Genomic DNA, 21244 nt, shown 5'->3' on the forward strand with positions numbered 1-21244 from the left:
TGATGAAAAAGAAAATATTAATTGAAGGAATGAGCTGCAAAAACTGTGTAGCCCACGTAAAAAATGCTCTAGAGGAGTTAGCTGGAGTTTCAGAAGTAGAAGTTAATTTAGAGGGGAAGTATGCTTTAGTAGAAGCTACTGAAAGTAATGATGTTTTAAAAGCTACTATAGAAGAAGAAGGATATGATGTAGTAGGAATAGAATAGAATTACTATAAAATATATAACAGAAAAATAATAAATGTCTTAAAGTTTACTGGATTTTTATGGAAGTAAACTTTAAGGCATTTTTATTACTTATGGTTTTAAGAAGGTATATTTAAGAATAATTTATTATGTATATAAAATAATAATAATGTACTAATTATTCACATATAATTAAAATAACAGAAATATATAAGTTAATAGGAACTATTGATTAAATATTCTGAATATTATATAATATAACTATTAAAGTTAATGTATTTTATTAAAAAGTTTGGGGGCGTTTAAAATGATTCAAGTATTTTGTAAAGAAAAAGGCTCTGGGAAAACAAAAGCATTAATGAATTTAGCTAATTCAAAGGTAAGTAACTCAAAAGGAAATCTAGTGTATATCGATGATGACACAAGAGGACTCCTACGTATTCATAAGAACATAAGGTTTATATGTTCTAAAGACTTTAATATTCATAATTACAAAGATTTTTACGGTTTTATATGTGGCATAATATCTAAAGACTATGATGTGGAAAGTATATTTATAGACGGTATTTTGAGTGACATATGTAATGATGCAGATGATTTTAGTTCAATACTAAATAAATTAGAATATTTATCAGAAAAATTTAAAGTTGACTTTTATGCCAACGTTAGTTGTGAAGAAAATAATATACCAGATACTATTAAAAAATATGTTGTTTAGAGAAAATTAGTATTTACTCTTGAAAAATGATAATAATAATAGTAATATGTATTTAAAATAGAATATAGTAAGAGACGATGAAGAAAAGAAGTAATTAAATGAATTTTAAAGAGAGCTGATGGGTGGTGTAAATCAGTAAAGGATTTTAATGAAATACATTTTAGAGTCTTAGGTCGAAGTAGTAGTAGGCTGTTACGGTTTCCTAACGTTATTAAGGAAGAGAATGATTTAAATTCTTTTAAAGACTTTAAATTATAAATTTGGGTGGTACCACGGAAATTTTCGTCCCTAGTATTTTTATACTAGGGACTTTTTTAGTTTCTTAATTATATTTGTTAAAATTGAAATCATAGCCGAAGATTAAAGTAAAAAAACTATAAGATGTTGGAGGAAGTTATGGAAAATTACAATGTATATGACGTTTTAAAGGAACGTGGATTTTTAAAACAATTAACACATGAAGAAGAAATGAAAGAAATATTTGCAAAGGAAAAGGTAACTTTTTATATAGGATTTGATCCCACAGCAGATAGTCTTCATATAGGACATTTTATTGCTATGATGTTTATGTCTCATATGCAAAAGGCAGGGCATAGACCCATAGCTTTAGTTGGTGGTGGTACTGCAATGATAGGTGATCCATCAGGTAGAACAGATATGAGAAAAATGCTAACTAAAGAGGAAATTGATCACAATATATCTTGTATAAAAGGTCAACTTTCAAGGCTAATAGACTTTAGTGATGATAAAGCAATCCTAGAAAATAATGCAGACTGGCTTTTAGATTTAAATTATGTGGATTTTATAAGAGATATAGGTTCACACTTCTCAGTTAATAGAATGCTTACTGCTGAGTGCTTTAAACAAAGATTAGAAAAAGGATTATCATTCCTAGAGTTTAACTACATGTTAATGCAAGGATATGACTTCTACGTATTGAATAAAAAATATGATTGCACAATGGAATTAGGTGGAGATGATCAGTGGTCAAATATCTTAGCTGGAATGGAACTTATCAGAAGAAAAGAAGGTAAATCAGCTTATGGTATGACATGTTCACTACTTACAAATAGTGAAGGAAATAAGATGGGTAAAACAGCCAATGGAGCAGTATGGCTTGATCCTAATAAAACATCACCATTTGAATTCTACCAATACTGGAGAAACATTGATGATGCAGACGTAGAGAAGTGTCTATGCCTACTAACATTTGTTCCAATGGATGAAGTAAGAAGACTTTCAGCTTTAGAAGGAGCAGAAATTAACGAAGCTAAAAAGGTTCTTGCTTATGAGGTTACAAAACTTATCCATGGAGAAGAAGAAGCAGAAGGAGCTAAAAAGGCTGCAGAAGCTCTATTTAGTGGTGGAGTAGACATGAGCAATGTACCTACAGTAGAAATTGCTGAAGATATGAAAGCTGCTTTAATTCTTGATATAATAGCACAAACAGGTATTGTTCCATCTAAGAAAGAAGGAAGAAGACTTATAGAGCAAGGTGGACTTACTATAAATGATATAAAAATAGAAGATGTTAATGAAACATTTAATGAAAGCTACCTAGAAAAGGATGGATATGCCTTAATAAAAAGAGGAAAGAAAAAATTCTATAAATTAGTGATAGCTTAGTAAAAAAATTTATGAGTATGCCTAATGGTATACTCATTGTTTTTGTAATATACTTCACTAAACTGAAAATGATACGATTAGTTTAATAGGGGGTGAAGTCTATGTCAAATGTATGGAAAATTAATATGGTACAAAACTATACAACAAGAGATGATTTTAACAAGCTCACCTTTAAAAAAGGAGATTCATTTTCTGCTAGAATTTTAAGGTTAGAGGGAAGTACAACTGATGTTATAATAAAGTTACTTGATGGAAGAGTATTTCCGGCAAGGGTAGATGGAGAAATACTTCAGGAAAATTTAGATGATTATATGTTTAAATTTCAACTAGATGGATTTGAAGGAGGAAAATTTCTTCTTAGAATATTAGAATCAAATGTTATAGATAGCCTTGGAAACAATGGTGACTCAGCTATTAAAGATCCATTAATGGAAGAACTCCTTAAGAATTTAGATTTTCCAGTAGGCAAAGAGGATGTGCCTATATTAAAATCTATGCTTAAGAACAATATTCCAATTACAGAAGAAAATCTTTTAGAAATTAAGGGACTTAAGGAATTTATAGATCAAAGCAATAATTCTCCTAAGGAGTTAAATAAATTCATTGATAAATTTATAGAAGCTAAAGGAATACAAAATAATAGTTCTGAAGCTAAACAAATAAAAGAAACTTTAGGTAGAGTTTTAAATGAAATTAAGAACTTAAAGATAGATGATGTATTTGTTATGAAAGCTCTGGATATAAAGCTAAATGAACATAATATCAAAGCTTTTTCAAAGGTTATCTCTAATGAATACAGTATTTTACCAGAGATAAAGGAAACTACCAATGTTATTAAAGAGCAGATTATTGGCAATATTAATAAAGATACACAGGGAGAAGGTATTGTTAATAGGAATTCAACTATTAGTGAAGGCGATAAATTAATCTATTCTAAAAAAGATAGTTCTCAACCTATGGTATCAATAAAGGAAAGCTTAGAAAATAAAGAAGCTATATTATCTTCAGAAAAGATGGTAAACAAAGAAGGAAAGCATTCTAATGATATTATAAATGAAAGAACAATAGGAATAGTCAATGATGAAGATGATCTTCTGGGGAAAATGGCATCTCACGGTAATGACGAAGTAGATAGCACTAATAAACTCTTTAAGCAGCTTAAATCAGATATCATGGTAGCTAGAAGTATAACAAGCAATATGGTAAAGGATGAATTAAGAGAAAAAATATCCTTTATAAAAAATGATTTAATGGAATTAATTAAGTTATCCCAGAAAGAAACTAGTACTTTTAATAATGTTATTCAAAACTTAGAAACCAAGTTTCAAGAGTTTAAAATGTTTAATACAATAAATAATAATTATTATTTTCTTAATGTTCCACTGGATATGAAAGATAAGGAATATGATTGTAAGCTGATTATTAAGGATGAAAGAAGTAAAGGAAAAAAGTTAGATACTGAAAATATTAAAATAGCCGCTAGTGTAGCCACTGTAAATATGGAAAAGGTAGATGCTTATTTAACCGTTAATAAAAATTCGGCCACTATTGAAATAGAGAGTGAAGCCACATATGTAAAGATATTAGAAAGATTTAAGGGAAAGTTAATTAATGACTTAATTGATAGTAAGTATATGTTCAATATTTTTATAAAAGAGAAAAAACATGATTTTTCTTTTTCAAATTGCAGAAGTTTCTTTGAAGATGATGATTTCACTACAATTAATACTAGAGTTTAGCTAGGAGTGTGCTTATATGGAAGATAGAAAGAGAAAAAAAGCAGCAGCTTTAAAATATGAATATGGGCAGAATGCTCCAAAGGTTACAGCAGCAGGTATGGGTAATGTAGCTGATAAAATCCTTGAAGAAGCAGAAAAAAGTGATGTACCTATTGTATATAATGATGAACTTGCAGATATGCTTACTAAAGTTGATATAGATAGTGAAATTCCTTATGAGCTTTATGATGTAGTGGCAAAGGTTATAGCCTATGTTATGGAGATAGATAATAAGTACAAATAAATTTAAATAAAAAGATTATGAAATAGATAGTAGGTGGTTAAGTGGCATTATATGCAATTTCAGATCTTCATCTAGCCTCAACAGGAGAAAAGCCTATGGATATATTTGGGGAAAAATGGAGCAATCATGATGAAAAAATAAAAAAAAATTGGATTAGAATTGTGAAAGATGAAGATACAGTATTAGTAGCAGGGGATATTTCATGGTCTATGAATATGGAAAATGGCAAGGCTGATTTAGAATTTATAAATAATCTTCCGGGGAGAAAAATATTTGTTAGGGGAAACCATGACTATTGGTGGACTGGAATTACTAAGCTTAATTCTATGTTTAATAGGATGGAGTTTATCCAAAATAATTTTTTCGCATATGAGGATTATGCTATATGTGGAAGTCGGGGATGGATTTTAAAGAATAATCCCAAATTTAATTCTCACGATAAAAAAATCTATGATAGAGAACTTATAAGATTAAGATTTTCCATAGATGCAGCCATAAAAAGTGGTTTTAAAAAAATAATATGTATGATTCATTATCCACCTATATTTCCTAATATGCAGGAAAATGAATTTTTAGAAATGTTTAAGGAATATAAAGTGGATAAGGTAATCTATGGACATCTTCATGGTGGAGGACTTTTAAATGTTTTTGAAGGAAAAAAAGATGGAGTTGAGTATATTTTAACATCCTGTGATTATATAGATTTTACTCCTATTAAGATTTTAGATTAATAAAAAATTCAATAAAAGTCATATAAAATACCATAAAAAATACCATTATATGATATAATTAAATACGGATTAATAGAATTGGTTAGTAAAGGAATGACATATATGGCAGTTATTGAGTGGAAGAGTTTTTTAATTCCATACGACCAAGCAGTAGAGGAATTAAAAGTAAAGTTTAGAAGTATAAGAAGAGAATTAAGAAAGAAAAATGAATACTCACCTATTGAATTTGTAACGGGTAGGGTTAAAGAGGTTTCCAGTATACTAGAGAAAGCTAATAAATTTGATATACCTTTAGATAGAATCCAGTATGAAATGGAAGATATTGCTGGACTGAGAATCATGTGCCAATTTGTAGATGATATAGATAAAGTAGTAAATATAATACGTGAAAGAAAAGACATGCATATAATTTATGAAAAAGATTATGTTACTAATGTAAAATCTAGTGGTTATAGAAGTTACCATATGATTATAAAGTATCCAGTAAATATGGCATCTGGAATGTGTGAAGTGCTTGCTGAATTTCAAATAAGAACTTTGGCAATGAACTTCTGGGCTACAGTGGAACATTCTTTAAATTATAAATATAAGCATGCTATACCAATAGACATTAAAGGAAAGCTTAAAAGTGCAGCAGATGCAGCCTTTAACTTAGATACAGAAATGTTAGCAATAAAAGATGAAATAAAGGATGCTCAAAAGCTATTTGAGGTAAAATCTTCTTTAGTAAGTAATATAGTGGAAAATATATTAACTATATCTTCCCTAGGGAAAACTGGAGAAGCATCAAGGTTTACAGAAGAGCTTAATAAGTTATTAGAAGTAGGAGACGTATTTGAACTTACAAGCCTATTAGAAGAAACTAAAAAGGTTCTTGAAAGGTACAAATAATTCATTGGTACAAAAGTTTTATATTCCTCATATGATGATATAAGCAATATTTCATGAGGTATAAAATGAGTGAACAATTAATTAAATTTCAATCAACTACTTATGGAGATAAGTATGTAGATGCTAAAGTTGAAACTGGTGATGATAACAGAGGTGTTATCTATGGTAGAGTAATTGATAAAAATAATAAACCAATTAGTGATGCAGTAGTAAAGTTAATCATACTTGAAGATCCAAATAACCCATTAAGTATACTACCTATAACACATACTTTTACAGATGAATATGGTCAATTTTTATTTGGTCCATTACCACCAAATAAGACCTATCTAATAAAAATATGGCATGATGATATTTATGTTAGGCCCATTACCATAAAAGATAAAGAAGCAAGACATAGTTGCATAACCATAAGAGAAGGTAAAAATTCTGATAATAGTGAAAGAAAATTACCAATAAATCATAGTGAAAAATAAAACAGAGGAGATTTTCCTCTGTTTTTAACTTTATGTCCTAACTTATTCATAGAATACTCTTTTTGCTAAAACTTTTTAATGTTCTTTGTAAGAATATTAAAAAACAAAATAGATTTTATAGCATAAGTGAGAATTAATGGATTTATGTTATATATAAATTAATTATATACATATATATAATATTTTACAATTAGTTAAAATATATGTAAAATATATTGTGAGAGATGAAATAAGGGAGGAAGCATATGAATAGAATATTACGAAACAGAAGTATTATGATTTTATGGATTTCAAGAGCTTTATCTAGATTTGGTGATGCTATTGAAAGCTTAGCACTTATGTATTTAGTATATGAGTTAACAGGGTCTGGACTTGCTATGGGAACGGTTATGTTATTTAGTGGAATTCCTAATATAGTTATAGGACCAATTGCAGGAGTAATTGTAGATAGATACAATAAAAAAGCAATAATGTTTATATGTGAATTAGTGAGGGCGGTAGCCTTAATATTGATTCCGGTATTTATGTATTTTAATATAATAAGTTTATGGCATATTTATATTTTAGCAAGTGTAGCATCAATAGCTGAGAGTTTTTATGAGCCATGCTATGGAGTAGCAAGTATTCAAGTAACACCTAAAGAGGATTTACCACTTTTAAATAGTTTAACTACCACCACTAATTCTATAATGAGGTCTATAGGTTATGTAGTAGCAGGGGTTATTATGGTAGCCTTAAATAAAGAAATATTATTTGTTATAGATGCAATAACATTTTTCATATCAGCTATTGCAGCACTAATTATATCCCTCCCTAAGGTTGAAAATAAAAATATTACCAATCCAAAAGAAATATTATTTGATTTAAGGGATGCAGGAAAGTATATAGCATCTAACAAAAATATAACTATAATGCTTATAGTTATATTTATAATAAATTGTGGCGTAATCCCTCTAACATCATTTTTACCTATTTTTAGTGATGTTCATTTAAGTCTTGGAGAAGCTTGGTCTGGTTATTTTATGACAACATTCTCCATTGGAACTGTATTGGGGGCAGTAATATATCCTATGTTAGCGAAGAAAAATTTAAAGTTGAGAAGTGCATACTTATATGGTTTTACTATAATGGGAATTTGGGTATTATTAGTATGTCTATTTAATCATAGGTATATAGCATTAACTATGTTTTTATTAGTGGGCATTATTGGTTCTATAATAATGATGTGGGCATCTACAGATATCCAAAAGACTTGTGATGTTAGCTACTATGGTAGGGTAGGAGCACTTTTATCAACAGTTATATTAGCATCTTCACCTATAATGTCATCAATTTGTGGATGGGCTATAGATTCCATTTCAATAGTAAATGTATTTATAATAACAGGAGTAGTATTCCTTCTTTGTGGTTTAGTAATATACAAACTTTTTTCAAATAGTGATAAGAGTAATAGCTATGAACAAAATATTAATAACGTAGGTTAAGGTTAAAAACTTTATACTTAATTTTATTAAAAATAAGGAATAGATTAGCAGGAAGCAATCTATTCCTTATTTCTGTTATTTTCTTTAATGAATTTTAAAACCTGCATTTTAGTTATTTAAACTTATACTTTTGAATGTATATGAGACGAAGTACATTTAAATTATGGGTATATTAATTACTTGTTAATATAAGAAAAATAATGTGGAGAAGTTACATTTGGGTGTGGGTGATTATATTTTTCATTATCATATAACTTTTTATAATTAATAGATTCTAATTCATAATTAACATTTTCAGTGATACTAAACATATCTTTATATGCAAAATACAAATCTAAGTACTTTTTGTTTTGAATTAAATATTTTAAGCATTTGTTGTAATGTCTTAAGGATACCTTATATTTTCCAATTATAAAGTTAGCTCTTGCAAGGATAAAATCATAATCCATTTTTGCTTTATACCTTAGTGATGTATAGTTTATATATCTACTTTTATTAATAATTTTTTCTATATTATTAACGTTGTAAACTAAGGCCAATTCTAATACTCTATAAATGTTTATAAGTCTTACATCATCATAAGTTTTATATAAAAATTCTAGAAGTTCATGACATTTATTAGGCTGGTTATTATATAAATAAGAATTAAACAAGTTTAGATAACATTCACCTGCTTCAAGATTATTACCAATATATTCATAAAAGAATATAGATTTCTTTATATATTCTATAGCTTTAACATAGTTTTTCATTGAAAAATAAGCAATACTAAGGTTAAGATGAAAAGAGCACAACATAGTAGGAGAATTAATCTTAATATTGTTTTTTAAAAAGTATTCAATGAAGTTTATACCTTTTTCATATTCCTCATTAAACAAGTAATAAGCACTTATATTATTATTTACTATAAAATAGATCTCACACTTGCAGTGATTATATAAGTTTAAATAATTTAAAGTTTTTTTTAAGTATTTTAAGTTCATATCATCACTAAAGGATTTAATTTCAATTTTTCTTAGTGAATTAAGGGCTATACATAAATTCTCAACATATATGTATTTATCAGCCTCAGAAAACCTATTAAACAAGATTTCACATTTGCTTAAATACTTCTTTGCATCTTTCTTTAATTCAGTTTTATAATAACTCATTCCTAAATAGTAACATGAACTAAAGTCCGATAGTCTGAGTTCATTAGCTTTATCGATTATATCAAAATATTTTTCGTTGTCATATAATTCTTTGAGATACAACTTATTATTATTGAAATTAAATTTTAATAAAGAAATGTCATCATCACTTATTAAATCAGAGATGCTTATTTTTAACTTATCTGAAATATGTTCTAACTGTGGTAAAGATGGATTTAAATTGCCATTTTCAATTTTGCTTAATGATGTACGATTTAAAATATCGCAACTTAAATCAACCTGGGTAAGATTAGCAGCTTTTCTTAAGATTTTTATTTTATGTCCTAACTTATTCATAAGAGTACTCCTTTTGCTAAAATTAAAAATGTTCTTTGTGAGAACATTAAAAAAAACAAATTAGATTTTATAGTATAAGTGAGAATAAATATATATTTATTATATAGCTTTATATAGGAAAATTAAACATATAACTACATGATTTTACAATTAATTAAAACATATGTAAAATTAATAATATAAGGTGAGGAAATTATAAATAGAATTAAATTAACATGATTTAATTAAATACAGTATTAAGCATATAATTGCGAAGTAGAATAGGGGTGGAATATTACATGAAAAGCTTTTGGTCAATTATTCCTAGGTATATTATAAAAAATAAGAAACGAATTGTATTTATAGCATTGGGAATAATGCTTTCTATGGCTCTTATAGTTTCTTTAAGCACTATATCTGAAGCGTTAAAAGAATCATTATATCAAAAAATGGTAGATGATTCTGGAGGTATATATGATATGGATTTATATACAAGAGGATTCTTTAATTTTGATGAATTAAGTAAGGATAATATGATAGAAGATATGACGGTAGTTATACCAGTTGGAAGATATGACATACCTAATACTGAAAATACATTAGAAATAGCATCTTATGATGACAATGCTACTGAAATTTTAAACTTTAAACTTATTGAAGGTAAATATCCAGAGAAGGATAATGAAATAGCCATAGAAAAATGGATGTTGGATTTATTCCCAGAGAAATATAATATAGGTGATAAGATAAAGATTCCATATAAAATTACCTATAGAGGTAGAAATACAGAGTTTTTTTATAAAGATGATGAAGCTGAGTTTATTATAACTGGATTATTTAAAAATACGTATAGAAATTATTATGCACCTGGAGAAGGGAAGGCATATATAACACCCACTTACGCAGAAGAATTATTAAATAGGAATAAAGTAACAACTCAAGAGGCTGAGAGTAGAGCATATATCACTGTAAATCCAAGGTTTTCTCCTAAAACAGCAGTAGAGAAATTTGTAGAATCAGATTATAGTCAAGGTGATTTTTCTTTAAATTATGCAAAATTAGATTTAAAAGACCAGTATAAAAAGTATGATTCCATCATGTATTTTATATTTATAGTATTAATGATAATCTCTAGTATCATTATTTATAACATATTTAATGTAAGTGTATCAGAAAGAACTAAAGAAATAGGTATGCTTAGAGCTATTGGATGTCCTCCTTGGAAAATAAAAATGATGATATTGGGTGAAGGATTTCTTATGGCTATTGTATTTATACCTTTAGGTATCTTACTTGGGAATTGGGTAACACGATTAATTATAAAAATATCAACAGGAATAGATAATTTAGGATCTGTTTTTAGTATGGATATTAAAATATTGCTTATAGCAATATTTATAGGAGTAATAACCATATTAATAGGGTCATATTTTCCAGCTAAAAAAGCTTCCATAATATCTCCAGTAAGAGCAATTTCAGGAAGTAATAACTTAAATTTAGATGGAAATAAAATAAGAGCATCATTAGAGGGTAAGAAGAACATTTCACGGAGAGTTAGTTTTGAAGGGCGTATGGCGTATACTAATTTGTTAAGAAATAAGAAAAGATTTTTAACTACTTCACTATCATTGATAATAACTATAACTATGTTTATGGTTATAAATTATATTATAGGTTCAACAAATCCAGTAGCAGTTTTCAAAGATAGTTTTGGAGCTGATTTCAAACTTAATTCTAAAATGGGGATATTGGATGAAAAAGTAAGTTCTATACCAGGAGTAAAGATTGTTTCAAAAACAAAACAGAAATCTACAACTATAGAATTTCCTAAAGAAATGTTTACGGAAGATGGAATAAAGCATTTAGAAACGGAAGCTAAAATGGGTGGATTTTTAAATCAATTACTAGAACAAAACAGGTATGAATTGGGCATTGAAAGTTATGGATACTCTGACAAAGATTTGGAAAAACTAAAGGAATATATCATTGAAGGAGACATTGATATAGAAAAAATGAAAAAAGAGAAGGTTTTGATTCTTGCTCAACATTTAAATGGAAATAATTATACGGATATTAAGGTTGGAGATATACTTGGATTACAATGTGCTAAGTTTGATGTTTCAGGAACTTTTTTAGGAATTGGTATGCCTGATTTTCAGGTAGGGGCCATTATTAGTGAAGAAGCACTCAAAAGTATTGACAAAGAGGCATCAGCCATGGTTATTGTAAGTGAAAAAGCTATGGAAGACTATATGAATGTATATGGATATCAACATTTTGATTTAGTTCTTGATAAAGGAGCTGATTATGAAAAAACAGAAGCTTTAATAAAAGAGAAGTTAAATGATGAAAGGGATCTGGAAATATTATCTTTTAGAGAAGAATTAGAAAAGGTGAAAAGAAATAATATTCAAATAGTATTTGCTATGTATAGTGTAGTTATAGTTGTAGCTATAGTAAGTATAATAAATCTTATTAATATCATGAATATGAGTGCTATTATGAGAAAAAAAGAATTTGGTTTTATGAGAGCAATGGGATTAAGTGAAAAACAAGTAAAAAAGATTATAAGGAGAGAAGGAGCTATATATGGAGTTGTTTCTGGAGGAATTGCAGTAGTATTAGGAAGTTTAATTTCTATAATAATTGCGTCAAAGTCAAAAGTAATTTTTGGACAAGAAATAACTTGGAGCTTTCCAGTACTTAATGTTATAAGTACATTAGCAGTAACTATAATAATTACTATAGTGGCAGCGGTATTGCCATCTAAGATTTTATTTAATTCCAGTATCGTAGAAAGTATTAGAGATATAGAATAAATTGGAGAAAGTTAATTATTATATAGTGAGAAGGAAATGAGGTTATATCATATGGAATTATTAAGAACTGAAGGGTTAAGAAAGGAATATGGAAGTAAAGATAGTAAGGTTGTAGCACTTAAACCTACAAATTTAATTATAAATAAAGGTGAATTTACAGCTATAGTAGGTCCGAGTGGTTCTGGTAAAAGTACACTTTTGCATCTATTAGCAGCTCTTGATAGACCTTCAAGTGGACATGTATATGTAAATGATAAGGATATATATACTATGAATGAAAATGATTTGTCTGCTTTTCGTAGAAGAAATATAGGTTTTATATTTCAAGCGTTTAATTTAATTCCCATACTATCAGTGGAAGAGAATATAAAGCTTCCGTTACTTATGGATGGCAAAAAAGTTGATGATGGTCATATTAAGGAAATTATGAAGGCTTTAGATATAGAGAGTAGAGCCAATCATCTACCAGGAGAGATATCAGGTGGGCAGCAGCAAAGAACATCTATAGCTAGAGCACTTGCTAATAAGCCTGAAATAATTTTTGCAGATGAACCAACAGGAAATTTAGATAGTAAAAATAGTAATGAGGTTCTAGATTTGCTTACTTCATCTATAAAGAGATATAATCAAACCTTGGTAATGATAACTCATGATAAGGATATAGCGAAGAGAGCGGATAGAGTTATAACCTTATTCGATGGACAGATTGTAGAAGATAAAAGAATCAATTAAAAATAAGGAATAGATTAGCAGGAAGCAATCTATTCCTTATTTCTGTGATTAATTAGCTACTATATTTACAAGTCTACCTTTAATAACTATAACTTTTCTTACAGTTTTTCCTTCAAGGTTAGATTTTATTGTTTCATCATTTAAAGATGCTTCTTTTATTTCATCCTCAGAAGAAGAAGTTGCAACATTTATTTTTGCTTTAATTTTACCATTAATTTGAATAGCAATTTCTACTTCATCTTTAACTAAAGCAGCTGGATTAAATTCCGGCCATTTTTCATTAAATACTGAGTAACCCATCCCAAGGTTTTCCCATTGTTCTTCACTGAAGTGAGGAGCAAAAGGAGCTAAAAGCTTAATATAATCAACTAATACTTCTTTTAAGAAGTCTGTATTTTTAACAGCTTCATTTAGATACTTATTAAGAGCATTGGTAAACTCCATAAGTCTTGCAATGGCAGTGTTGAATTGAAGCTTTTCAGCATCCTCACTAACACCTCTAATTGCAAAGTGTCTCCAATAGTTAAGCTCTTTTTCAGGTGCTTCTATTACATTTTTAGAAGACTTGTTACAGTTAATTTCTGAAATTGATGCTTCAAGAATTCTTTCTATTCTATCTACAAATCTACCAATAGATTTTAATCCATCATCACTCCAAGCTCCGCCATCAGTGTATCCAAATCCAAACATTAGGTACATTCTAAATACGTCAGAGCCATATTCTTTGATGTAGTCATCAGGAGATATTGTATTACCTTTAGACTTACTCATTTTCTGTCCATCTGGTCCTAGGATTAAGCCTTGGTGAGTTAATGATAGGAATGGTTCATCAAAGTTTAGAAGTCCCATATCTCTAAGAGCCTTAGTGATAAATCTTGCATATAGAAGGTGCATACAAGCATGTTCAGGACCACCTACATATTTATCTACTGGAAGCATCTTATTTATTATTTCACTATCAAATGCCTTTTCACTATTTTTGTTATCTGCATATCTCAAATAATAGAAAGATGAACATACAAAGGTATCTAAAGTATCTTCATCACGGTGCGCAGCACCTCCACACTTAGGACAAGTTACATTTATAAAGTCTTCAGATTTTGCAAGAGGAGATTTTCCATCTGGTGCAAATTCTACATTGTATGGAAGTTCTACAGGTAATTGAGCTTCTGGCACTGGAACAGTTCCACACTTATCACAATGAATCATTGGAATTGGAGCACCCCAATATCTTTGTCTAGAAACTAACCAGTCACGTAGTCTGTAGTTAACTTGTTTTTTACCAAGACCTAACTTTTCAAGCTCTGCAACCACTGCATCCTTAGCTTCTTCTCCCTTAAGACCATCAAATTTTCCACTATTTATCATTGGGCCATATTCAGTAAATGGAAGAGCATCTCCACCTTCTATAACTCTCTCTATTGGAAGATTATATTTTTGTGCAAAAGTATAATCACGGTCATCATGAGCTGGAACTGCCATTACTGCACCTGTACCATAAGTATTAAGTACATAGTCTCCAACCCATATTGGAATCTCACGGCCATTTATAGGATTTATAGCATAGGAACCAGTGAATACTCCTGTTTTTTCTCTAGAGATAGATTGTCTTTCTATATCACTTTGCTTTGCAGATGTTTCTTTATAAGCTTCAATAGCAGCCTTATTTTCTTCTGTAGTAAGCTTTTCAACTAATTCATTTTCAGGAGCAAGAACAACGTAGCTAACTCCAAATAAAGTATCAACTCTTGTGGTAAATGTGTTGAATTCAATATTAGAATCCTTAACTTTAAAAGTTACTTCTGAACCAGTTGATCTTCCAATCCAGTGTTTTTGCATAGCTTTAGTTTTTTCTGGCCAATCAAGACCATCAAGTTTTTCTAAAAGCTCATCTGCATAGTCTGTGATTTTAAGGAACCATTGAGTTAAGTTTTTCTTTGTTACTTCACTTTCACATCGTTCACAATGACCTTCTACAACTTGCTCATTTGCAAGTACTGTGTTACAGCTAGGGCACCAGTTTACTGGAGCATTTTTTCTGTAAGCAAGACCTTTTTCATACAATTTTAGGAATAACCATTGGGTCCACTTATAATAATCTGGTCTACAAGTAACAACTTCATTTTCCCAGTTGAACATTGCACCCATTGCTTTAAGTTGTTTTTCCATAGTTTCAATATTTTTATCAGTAGAGTCTTTAGGATGTATCCCAGTTTTAATTGCAAAGTTTTCTGCTGGAAGACCAAAAGCATCAAAGCCCATTGGTTGGAATACATTATATCCTTGCATTCTCTTCATTCTAGCCCATGAATCTACTGGTCCGTAGTTAAACCAGTGTCCTGCATGTAATTGGCTTCCTGAAGGGTATGAGAACATTTCAAGAACGTACAATTTTTTATCCATATTGTTTTCATCGAATTTATATAGGTTTGTTTCTTCCCATTTTTCCTGCCATTTTTTATCAGTAGCAGTTCCATATCTAGCCATAGTAATCCTCCTTGTTTGATAAATATCAATTATTATTTTAAATAAAAAAAAGCTTTCATCTCTTATGAAAGAGACGAAAACTATAATTCCGCGGTACCACTCTATTTAGACCATAAAGGTCTCCCTTGATAATATAACGGTTAAATCCGTACTTGCTTTTAACAAGTAAGCTCCCAGGCAAGTTCATATAAGCTTATTACTACATTACACCAAGCTGTAGCTCTCTTCAAATAAGTAATTATATTACTACTCCTTATCACTGCAATAAATAATTAAGTTTTTAAAAATTATACATTAAGAGTGAAGTAAATGTCAAGGGATTTGAATATTATATCCCTAAAATTTAAATTTTTTAGTTCTCACACTATTTATGAATACCGTAAGAACATAGTCAAATATAAAGAAGGCTACATTACCACCTATAAATATAATTATTAAAGGGTATTGCATTTGAATAGTAGCCATAAATAATTGTTTATATAAAAGAAATGCTATAAAGGTTATCACGTTAAAATAAACTAGTTTTAATATGATTTCTATAGGTGTATTTCTTTTTTGTTCTATAAAAAATTTTACTATGCCATAGGGACCAAAGATTAGCGCATAAAAAAGACAAAGAGTTTTGTCTGGGATTATGAAATAAGCTAATACAGAGGAGCCTAAATATACTAATAAAGTAGTTTTCATATCAGCAATAAGTATTCCCAGGGGAATAAGTGCTGAAGTTAAGCCTAATAAGAATAAAGTGTTAAAGGTAATAAAATTAGCGGCATACAAGATAATAAGAGTCAAAGCAATAAGCATACCGCCCTTTGCTATATTAGAAGCCTTATTTTCTTTCATAGTAACCTCCTTTTAACAACAGCTAAATACAATCTCCACCCATACATTCACAACATGTATCTAGTGCCCAAATTTTAAAGCAGATGCTACACACATCATTAGAGCTATTTCTTTGTCCATAATAGTTACTTCTATAGGTATTCTGTGTATGGTTTAATTGATTAAGCATTTGTCTATATTCAAAGTTATTAGGATCCATTCTGCAAGCTGTATTTATTAAATTATTTGCGCTGTCATACCAGCCTTTTCTAAGGTGAACAACCCCCATTAAAAAGTTCCATTCAGCAGTTCTATTAGTTATGGCATTAAGTTTTGCTTCTGCACCACCAATATTTCCTCTATTAATATCCAATCTAACAGATTGAAGATTGGGATCATTATAGCTATTAGAACTTCCACCATAGTTTGAAGAAGTATTTCCATAGTTAGAGGAGCTATTGTTAAAATTACTTTTTTTGCTTAATGTATCATAAGCTTCGTTTATTTCTCTAAGTTTTTCCTCTGCTAAATCTTTTAGTGGATTATCAACATACTTGTCTGGATGATACTGTTTTACTAGCTCTCTATAGGCTCTTTTGATTTCATCTTGAGAGGCATTTTCTTTAACTCCAAGTACTTCATAAGGATTTTTCATGTTTCTTGTCACTCCTTGATTTTATAGTTTCGATTTTATTCATAAGTCCTAGTTGTAATATATTAAATAGTAAGTCTTTATTTTTATTTATCGGAAGTTTATCTAAAGCTTCAGAAGTAGAATTTGCACTCATTATTAAGTTAAATTCTATTCTATTGCCCTCTTTAATAATTAAGTCTTCATAGGGTAGGTTTTCAACATTGAAGGCTTTGTTAATGGCGTTAAATTTATGTTTTTCCATATCTTCCTTTAAGTCATCAAAGGCATCTATTATATAAATCCATCTCCCTAGATTATAACCTAAATCATATAGTTCATTATAAAAGGTCTCATCTTTATAATAGTAAGATACTATAAAAGCTGTTAAAGATGCAAAAGGGTCACTGAGTTCATCAATAGATATGATTTCTCCGGATTTCTCAAGGAAGCTTAACTTCTTTATATTTTCTTCTATATTAACTAAAATTGGAGATAAGTCCTCTTTAGATTTATTTATAAATTTTTTTATGTACATGGAAATAAACTTTTTACTTAGAGAATTATCATCATTATAATCATCTAATAATTTGTAGTATACTAGAGACACGTTACAAAAGGCAGCATAATCTAAAGCTCTATTATCTATAACCTTAGGCTTTTTTTTCATAGGATGAGCTATACATTTAGTAACTACATACTTATGTTTACTGTATTCTAAACTATCCAAAAGTATACCTAAAAAAGTCATATCATAATTTAAAGTCATTCTGCATAAATTAGAAAAATTATTTTTTATAGATATACATAACCCACAATAGTAAGCTTTGAACATTTCATAGTCTTTAATTTTTAATTCCATTTTATAGGGTGTTACATAACCAAACATTATACTCCTTTTACTGATCCTTCTCCATTTAATATTTCAAAGATTGTTTTAGAGGTGGTATCCTCCATAGTATATCCAAGTAAAGCTACAATTTCTTTTATTTCTTCCTCATCCGTTGATTCTATTTCTAAATAAGGAAAGGGACAAAAGCTCTTATCATTTATATCAATTTCAATAAGAGAATTCTTATATTTATAACTTTCTCTATGTTTTTTTATTGATTCTACTAGTTCAAGACCAAGGGAGGTGAAGATTTGACTTCCAATGGTGCTATTGTCTATAACAATTTCATTTTCTTCCATAACCTTATACTTTTCTTGGCTTAGAAGTTTTTTTGTAGTCATATAATTTATTATTATATTATTTAAATTATCTTCCACTATTCTAATTCTAGCATACCCTTTTTTACTTAGCAGTCTTCTATCTGGAAAATCATAGAGGTTATTAACTTGATTTTCATCCTTAACTTTATCACAGCCTAGACTGTTAAGTTTAGATTTTATTTCATCTACATCTATCTTTAAGATTCTTGTTTCCATTTCTTCCAAGGATAGCACCCCTTTTTCTTTAATGATGACATTATACCTTATGTTTAAGATTATAACAAATTTTATTGATATTGTTAAAAAAAAATATATAATTATTCTTATACTGTTAAAAATCTATAGTAGATATACTAGAATAGTAAATATACATAAAGATATGTATACTAAAATTTATGGAGGTAAGTGATGGAGTATATAAATGAAATTAATATAAATGAAGCTATTATTCATATTTTAGATAACAATTCCGATGAGCCAGTTTTAAATGAGTATCCCTTAGAATTAACAGAAGAGGTGTATACTTTTATTTTTAAACACATTCAAAGATGTTTAAAGGATGAGGAACTTAAATATGCTATTTTTAATAAGGAGAGAAACATTGTAAAGGAAGTATGTCAAGAATATTTGAATGGAGAAAACAATCTAACCAATGTATCTAAGGAGTTAGCTAGTCAGATGTTTATCTTGATGAGATCAAAGGGGAGCATACCTTCCTGTGATTTGCTTACTGTATCCTTTACTACAGAGTATGGAGCATTTATAGGTATATTTAAGATGGACTATATTAAAAATTATATGCACAATGTAGAATTTGTAGACGGAAAGATTGGAATAGATATAATACCTCAATTTACAGGACTACCTTCAAGTAGTTCAAGGATACAAAAGTGTGCATTTATTAAGGCTATGGCTAGTGATAATCCCTATGATTTATTAGTAATTGATAAGCAAAGTAAAAGCAATAAAGAAAATAAAGAATATGGAGCTAATTATTTTATAGATAATTATTTAGGCTGTACTATAGTAGAAAATGAAAGAGATAAGACAAAGCAGTTTTTGAAAGTAGCAGAAAAATGGACTCAAAATGCCCTTAGTGAAAATGCAGAAGGACAAGAAACAGTACGTAGAGAAGTTAAGAAGAGGCTCAGAGAAGAAGATTCTATAGACTTGAATAATTTTGCAGAAGAAGTTTTTAAAGAAAATCAGTCTCTAAAAGAAAACTTTAGAACCTTTGCAATTGAAAGTGGAGTAAGTGAAACTGTAGATTTAGATAAGCAGTGGGTAGAAAAGAAATTGAAGAGAGTTAGGCTAAAAATAGATAAAGATATAGATTTATATATATCAGAAGAAGCTTATAATGATATTAATAGATTCGAAATTGAAAGAGTGGGGGATGGTAGTATTAATATGAAAATAAAACATATTATCAATTATACTGAAAAGTAGATAAAATAAAAAAACATGGAATAAAAGTCCATGTTTTTTTTATCTTATTTCATTGAGTCTATTGAACCTAAAACCGTTGTAATTTTATCTTCTACTAATTGCTGCAGATTAGTTCTTGCTACTCCAAGATATTTTCTTGGGTCAAACTCACTTGGTTTATCTGCAAATACTTTTCTACAAGAACCTGTAACACAAAGTCTTAGGTCTGTATCCATGTTAATTTTGCAAACAGCCATAGATGAAGCTTTTCTTAGCATTTCTACAGGTACTCCCTTAGCACCTTTTATGTCTCCACCATTTTCATTGCACATTTCAACATACTTTGGATCTACAGCAGAAGCACCGTGAAGAACTATTGGATATTTTTCAAAACCAACTTCTTCTAATTTTCTTGTTATTGTTTCAAGTCTTTCAAAGTCAAGTTTAGCTTCGCCTTTAAATTTGTATGCACCGTGGCTTGTTCCAATAGCTATTGCTAATGAATCAACACCAGTTCTCTTAACAAAGTCAACTGCTTGGTCTGGATCAGTGTAAGTAGCATCTTTAGCAGATACATTTACATCATCTTCAACTCCAGCAAGTTTACCTAGTTCAGCTTCTACAACAACTCCATGAGCATGAGCATATTCTACAACTTCTTTTGTAAGTCTTACGTTTTCTTCATAATCATAGTGAGAACCATCAAACATAACAGAGGTAAATCCATTGTCTATACACTCTTTACAAAGTTCAAAAGAATCGCCGTGGTCTAGGTGAAGAGCTACATCAACTCCACTTTCTTCAACAGCAGCAAGTACCATATGTCTTAAATAAGCTGGTCTCATATATTTTATAGCTCCACTAGAGCATTGAAGTATTACAGCAGAGTTTTGAGCTTTAGCTCCATCTACAATTCCCTGAATTATCTCCATATTGTTAATATTAAAAGCTCCTATAGCATATTTGCCTTCAAAAGCCTTTTTAAACATTTCTTTAGTAGTTACTAATGCCATAACATTATTCCACCCTTCTATTTATAAGATTAAGTCTATAATTTTATTATAGTTCAATCTTTAGTTAAATGCTATATAGAAAACCACATTTTGAAATCGTAACCAAAAACTTATCAAAAAATATTTCCTATTGATATAGATTCTAATTCTTTTACTTGGTTAATTAGAGTTTTTACAACATGAATAGATGAAAGAGCTTCATCTTTATTTTTACATTTGGAATATTGACTAAGTTTTATAACTTCACTATAAATGTTATCAAAGTCTGTATGATTTAAAAATAAAGTTAAGTTTGCCACGTGTCCTTCATAGATGTTTAACAATTCAAAAGACAACATATAGCTTTCATCCCAATTATCATTTACTATGTTTTCTTCTATTTCTGATGAAACATCTAAAAGCTTATCACAAGTTAATACTATATATTTGCTGGCAAAAAAAAGAATGAATATCATTAGAAAGAAGATGATGCATGTTGCTATCATGTTTTTCATTGTATAG

Annotated in this window: 19 protein-coding genes, 1 pseudogene and 2 other annotated features; of the genes and pseudogenes, 12 read left to right on the forward strand and 8 right to left on the reverse strand. The window is 29.0% G+C overall.

Annotated elements, in window-relative coordinates; genetic code table 11:
• Window positions 1–2 precede the first annotated feature (2 nt).
• From B3J31_RS10190 to B3J31_RS10230, 9 genes are all read left to right on the forward strand, one after another.
• Entirely contained in the window at window positions 3–206 is a 204-nt protein-coding gene (locus B3J31_RS10190; RefSeq protein ID WP_035132469.1) for a heavy-metal-associated domain-containing protein, read from the forward strand.
• A gap of 286 nt (window positions 207–492) precedes the next feature.
• On the forward strand, window positions 493–903 hold the full coding sequence (locus B3J31_RS10195; RefSeq protein WP_150844036.1) for a hypothetical protein: 411 nt from the start codon (window positions 493–495) through the stop codon (window positions 901–903).
• Window positions 904–971: 68 nt separating this feature from the next.
• Window positions 972–1196: a binding site (T-box leader), on the forward strand.
• A 103-nt stretch (window positions 1197–1299) separates the two neighbouring features.
• Complete coding sequence (gene tyrS, locus B3J31_RS10200; protein ID WP_035132465.1) at window positions 1300–2529, forward strand: tyrosine--tRNA ligase; 1230 nt, start codon at window positions 1300–1302, stop codon at window positions 2527–2529.
• A gap of 101 nt (window positions 2530–2630) precedes the next feature.
• Window positions 2631–4268, forward strand: a complete 1638-nt coding sequence (locus tag B3J31_RS10205) for a hypothetical protein (protein ID WP_346867687.1) — start codon at window positions 2631–2633, stop codon at window positions 4266–4268.
• A gap of 16 nt (window positions 4269–4284) precedes the next feature.
• Window positions 4285–4551, forward strand: a complete 267-nt coding sequence (locus B3J31_RS10210) for an EscU/YscU/HrcU family type III secretion system export apparatus switch protein (protein WP_346848949.1) — start codon at window positions 4285–4287, stop codon at window positions 4549–4551.
• 41 nt (window positions 4552–4592) lie between these two features.
• On the forward strand, window positions 4593–5282 hold the full coding sequence (locus tag B3J31_RS10215) for a metallophosphoesterase (RefSeq protein ID WP_346867686.1): 690 nt from the start codon (window positions 4593–4595) through the stop codon (window positions 5280–5282).
• Between the two features lie 102 nt (window positions 5283–5384).
• Window positions 5385–6173: a GTP pyrophosphokinase gene (locus B3J31_RS10220; RefSeq protein WP_035132458.1), complete on the forward strand. Its 789-nt coding sequence runs from the start codon at window positions 5385–5387 to the stop codon at window positions 6171–6173.
• A 65-nt stretch (window positions 6174–6238) separates the two neighbouring features.
• Window positions 6239–6649: a carboxypeptidase-like regulatory domain-containing protein gene (locus B3J31_RS10225; RefSeq protein ID WP_346867685.1), complete on the forward strand. Its 411-nt coding sequence runs from the start codon at window positions 6239–6241 to the stop codon at window positions 6647–6649.
• 245 nt (window positions 6650–6894) lie between these two features.
• Complete coding sequence (locus B3J31_RS10230) at window positions 6895–8133, forward strand: MFS transporter (protein WP_346867684.1); 1239 nt, start codon at window positions 6895–6897, stop codon at window positions 8131–8133.
• A gap of 176 nt (window positions 8134–8309) precedes the next feature.
• Here B3J31_RS10230 and B3J31_RS10235 read toward each other — a convergent pair whose 3' ends face one another.
• Window positions 8310–9620 (reverse strand): helix-turn-helix transcriptional regulator, encoded by a 1311-nt coding sequence (locus B3J31_RS10235; RefSeq protein WP_346867683.1) that lies wholly within the window; start codon window positions 9618–9620, stop codon window positions 8310–8312.
• Between the two features lie 278 nt (window positions 9621–9898).
• Here B3J31_RS10235 and B3J31_RS10240 point away from each other — a divergent pair, with 278 nt between their 5' ends.
• Window positions 9899–12418: an FtsX-like permease family protein gene (locus B3J31_RS10240; protein ID WP_150844044.1), complete on the forward strand. Its 2520-nt coding sequence runs from the start codon at window positions 9899–9901 to the stop codon at window positions 12416–12418.
• A gap of 51 nt (window positions 12419–12469) precedes the next feature.
• A complete protein-coding gene (locus tag B3J31_RS10245) occupies window positions 12470–13150 on the forward strand; it encodes an ATP-binding cassette domain-containing protein (RefSeq protein WP_150844045.1) in 681 nt (226 codons plus the stop codon).
• Window positions 13151–13198: 48 nt separating this feature from the next.
• Here B3J31_RS10245 and leuS read toward each other — a convergent pair whose 3' ends face one another.
• The 5 genes and pseudogenes from leuS to B3J31_RS10270 form a co-directional block, all read right to left on the reverse strand.
• Complete coding sequence (leuS, locus tag B3J31_RS10250; RefSeq protein WP_346867682.1) at window positions 13199–15637, reverse strand: leucine--tRNA ligase; 2439 nt, start codon at window positions 15635–15637, stop codon at window positions 13199–13201.
• 66 nt (window positions 15638–15703) lie between these two features.
• Window positions 15704–15906: a binding site (T-box leader), on the reverse strand.
• Window positions 15907–15973: 67 nt separating this feature from the next.
• On the reverse strand, window positions 15974–16480 hold the full coding sequence (locus B3J31_RS10255) for a hypothetical protein (RefSeq protein ID WP_150844047.1): 507 nt from the start codon (window positions 16478–16480) through the stop codon (window positions 15974–15976).
• 12 nt (window positions 16481–16492) lie between these two features.
• A pseudogene (locus B3J31_RS10260) lies at window positions 16493–17114 on the reverse strand (J domain-containing protein).
• Window positions 17098–17979, reverse strand: a complete 882-nt coding sequence (locus B3J31_RS10265; protein ID WP_346867681.1) for a DUF5685 family protein — start codon at window positions 17977–17979, stop codon at window positions 17098–17100. The pseudogene B3J31_RS10260 and the gene B3J31_RS10265 overlap by 17 nt, the downstream one beginning before the upstream one ends.
• Window positions 17979–18527, reverse strand: a complete 549-nt coding sequence (locus tag B3J31_RS10270; protein WP_346867680.1) for a class IV adenylate cyclase — start codon at window positions 18525–18527, stop codon at window positions 17979–17981. Before B3J31_RS10270 ends, B3J31_RS10265 begins: the two co-directional genes overlap by 1 nt.
• A 183-nt stretch (window positions 18528–18710) precedes the next feature.
• On the opposite strand from B3J31_RS10270, the gene B3J31_RS10275 reads away from it, so the two are divergent.
• Complete coding sequence (locus tag B3J31_RS10275; RefSeq protein ID WP_346867679.1) at window positions 18711–19751, forward strand: nucleoid-associated protein; 1041 nt, start codon at window positions 18711–18713, stop codon at window positions 19749–19751.
• A 44-nt stretch (window positions 19752–19795) separates the two neighbouring features.
• Here B3J31_RS10275 and fba read toward each other — a convergent pair whose 3' ends face one another.
• On the reverse strand, window positions 19796–20743 hold the full coding sequence (fba, locus tag B3J31_RS10280; RefSeq protein ID WP_035132444.1) for a class II fructose-1,6-bisphosphate aldolase: 948 nt from the start codon (window positions 20741–20743) through the stop codon (window positions 19796–19798).
• A 113-nt stretch (window positions 20744–20856) separates the two neighbouring features.
• Window positions 20857–21237, reverse strand: coding sequence for a DUF4363 family protein (locus B3J31_RS10285; RefSeq protein WP_150844052.1), 381 nt, complete (start codon window positions 21235–21237; stop codon window positions 20857–20859).
• Window positions 21238–21244: the final 7 nt, after the last annotated feature.

The organism is Clostridium sp. UBA5988, from assembly GCF_002435615.1.
GTDB lineage: Bacteria > Bacillota > Clostridia > Clostridiales > Clostridiaceae > Clostridium_J > Clostridium_J sulfidigenes.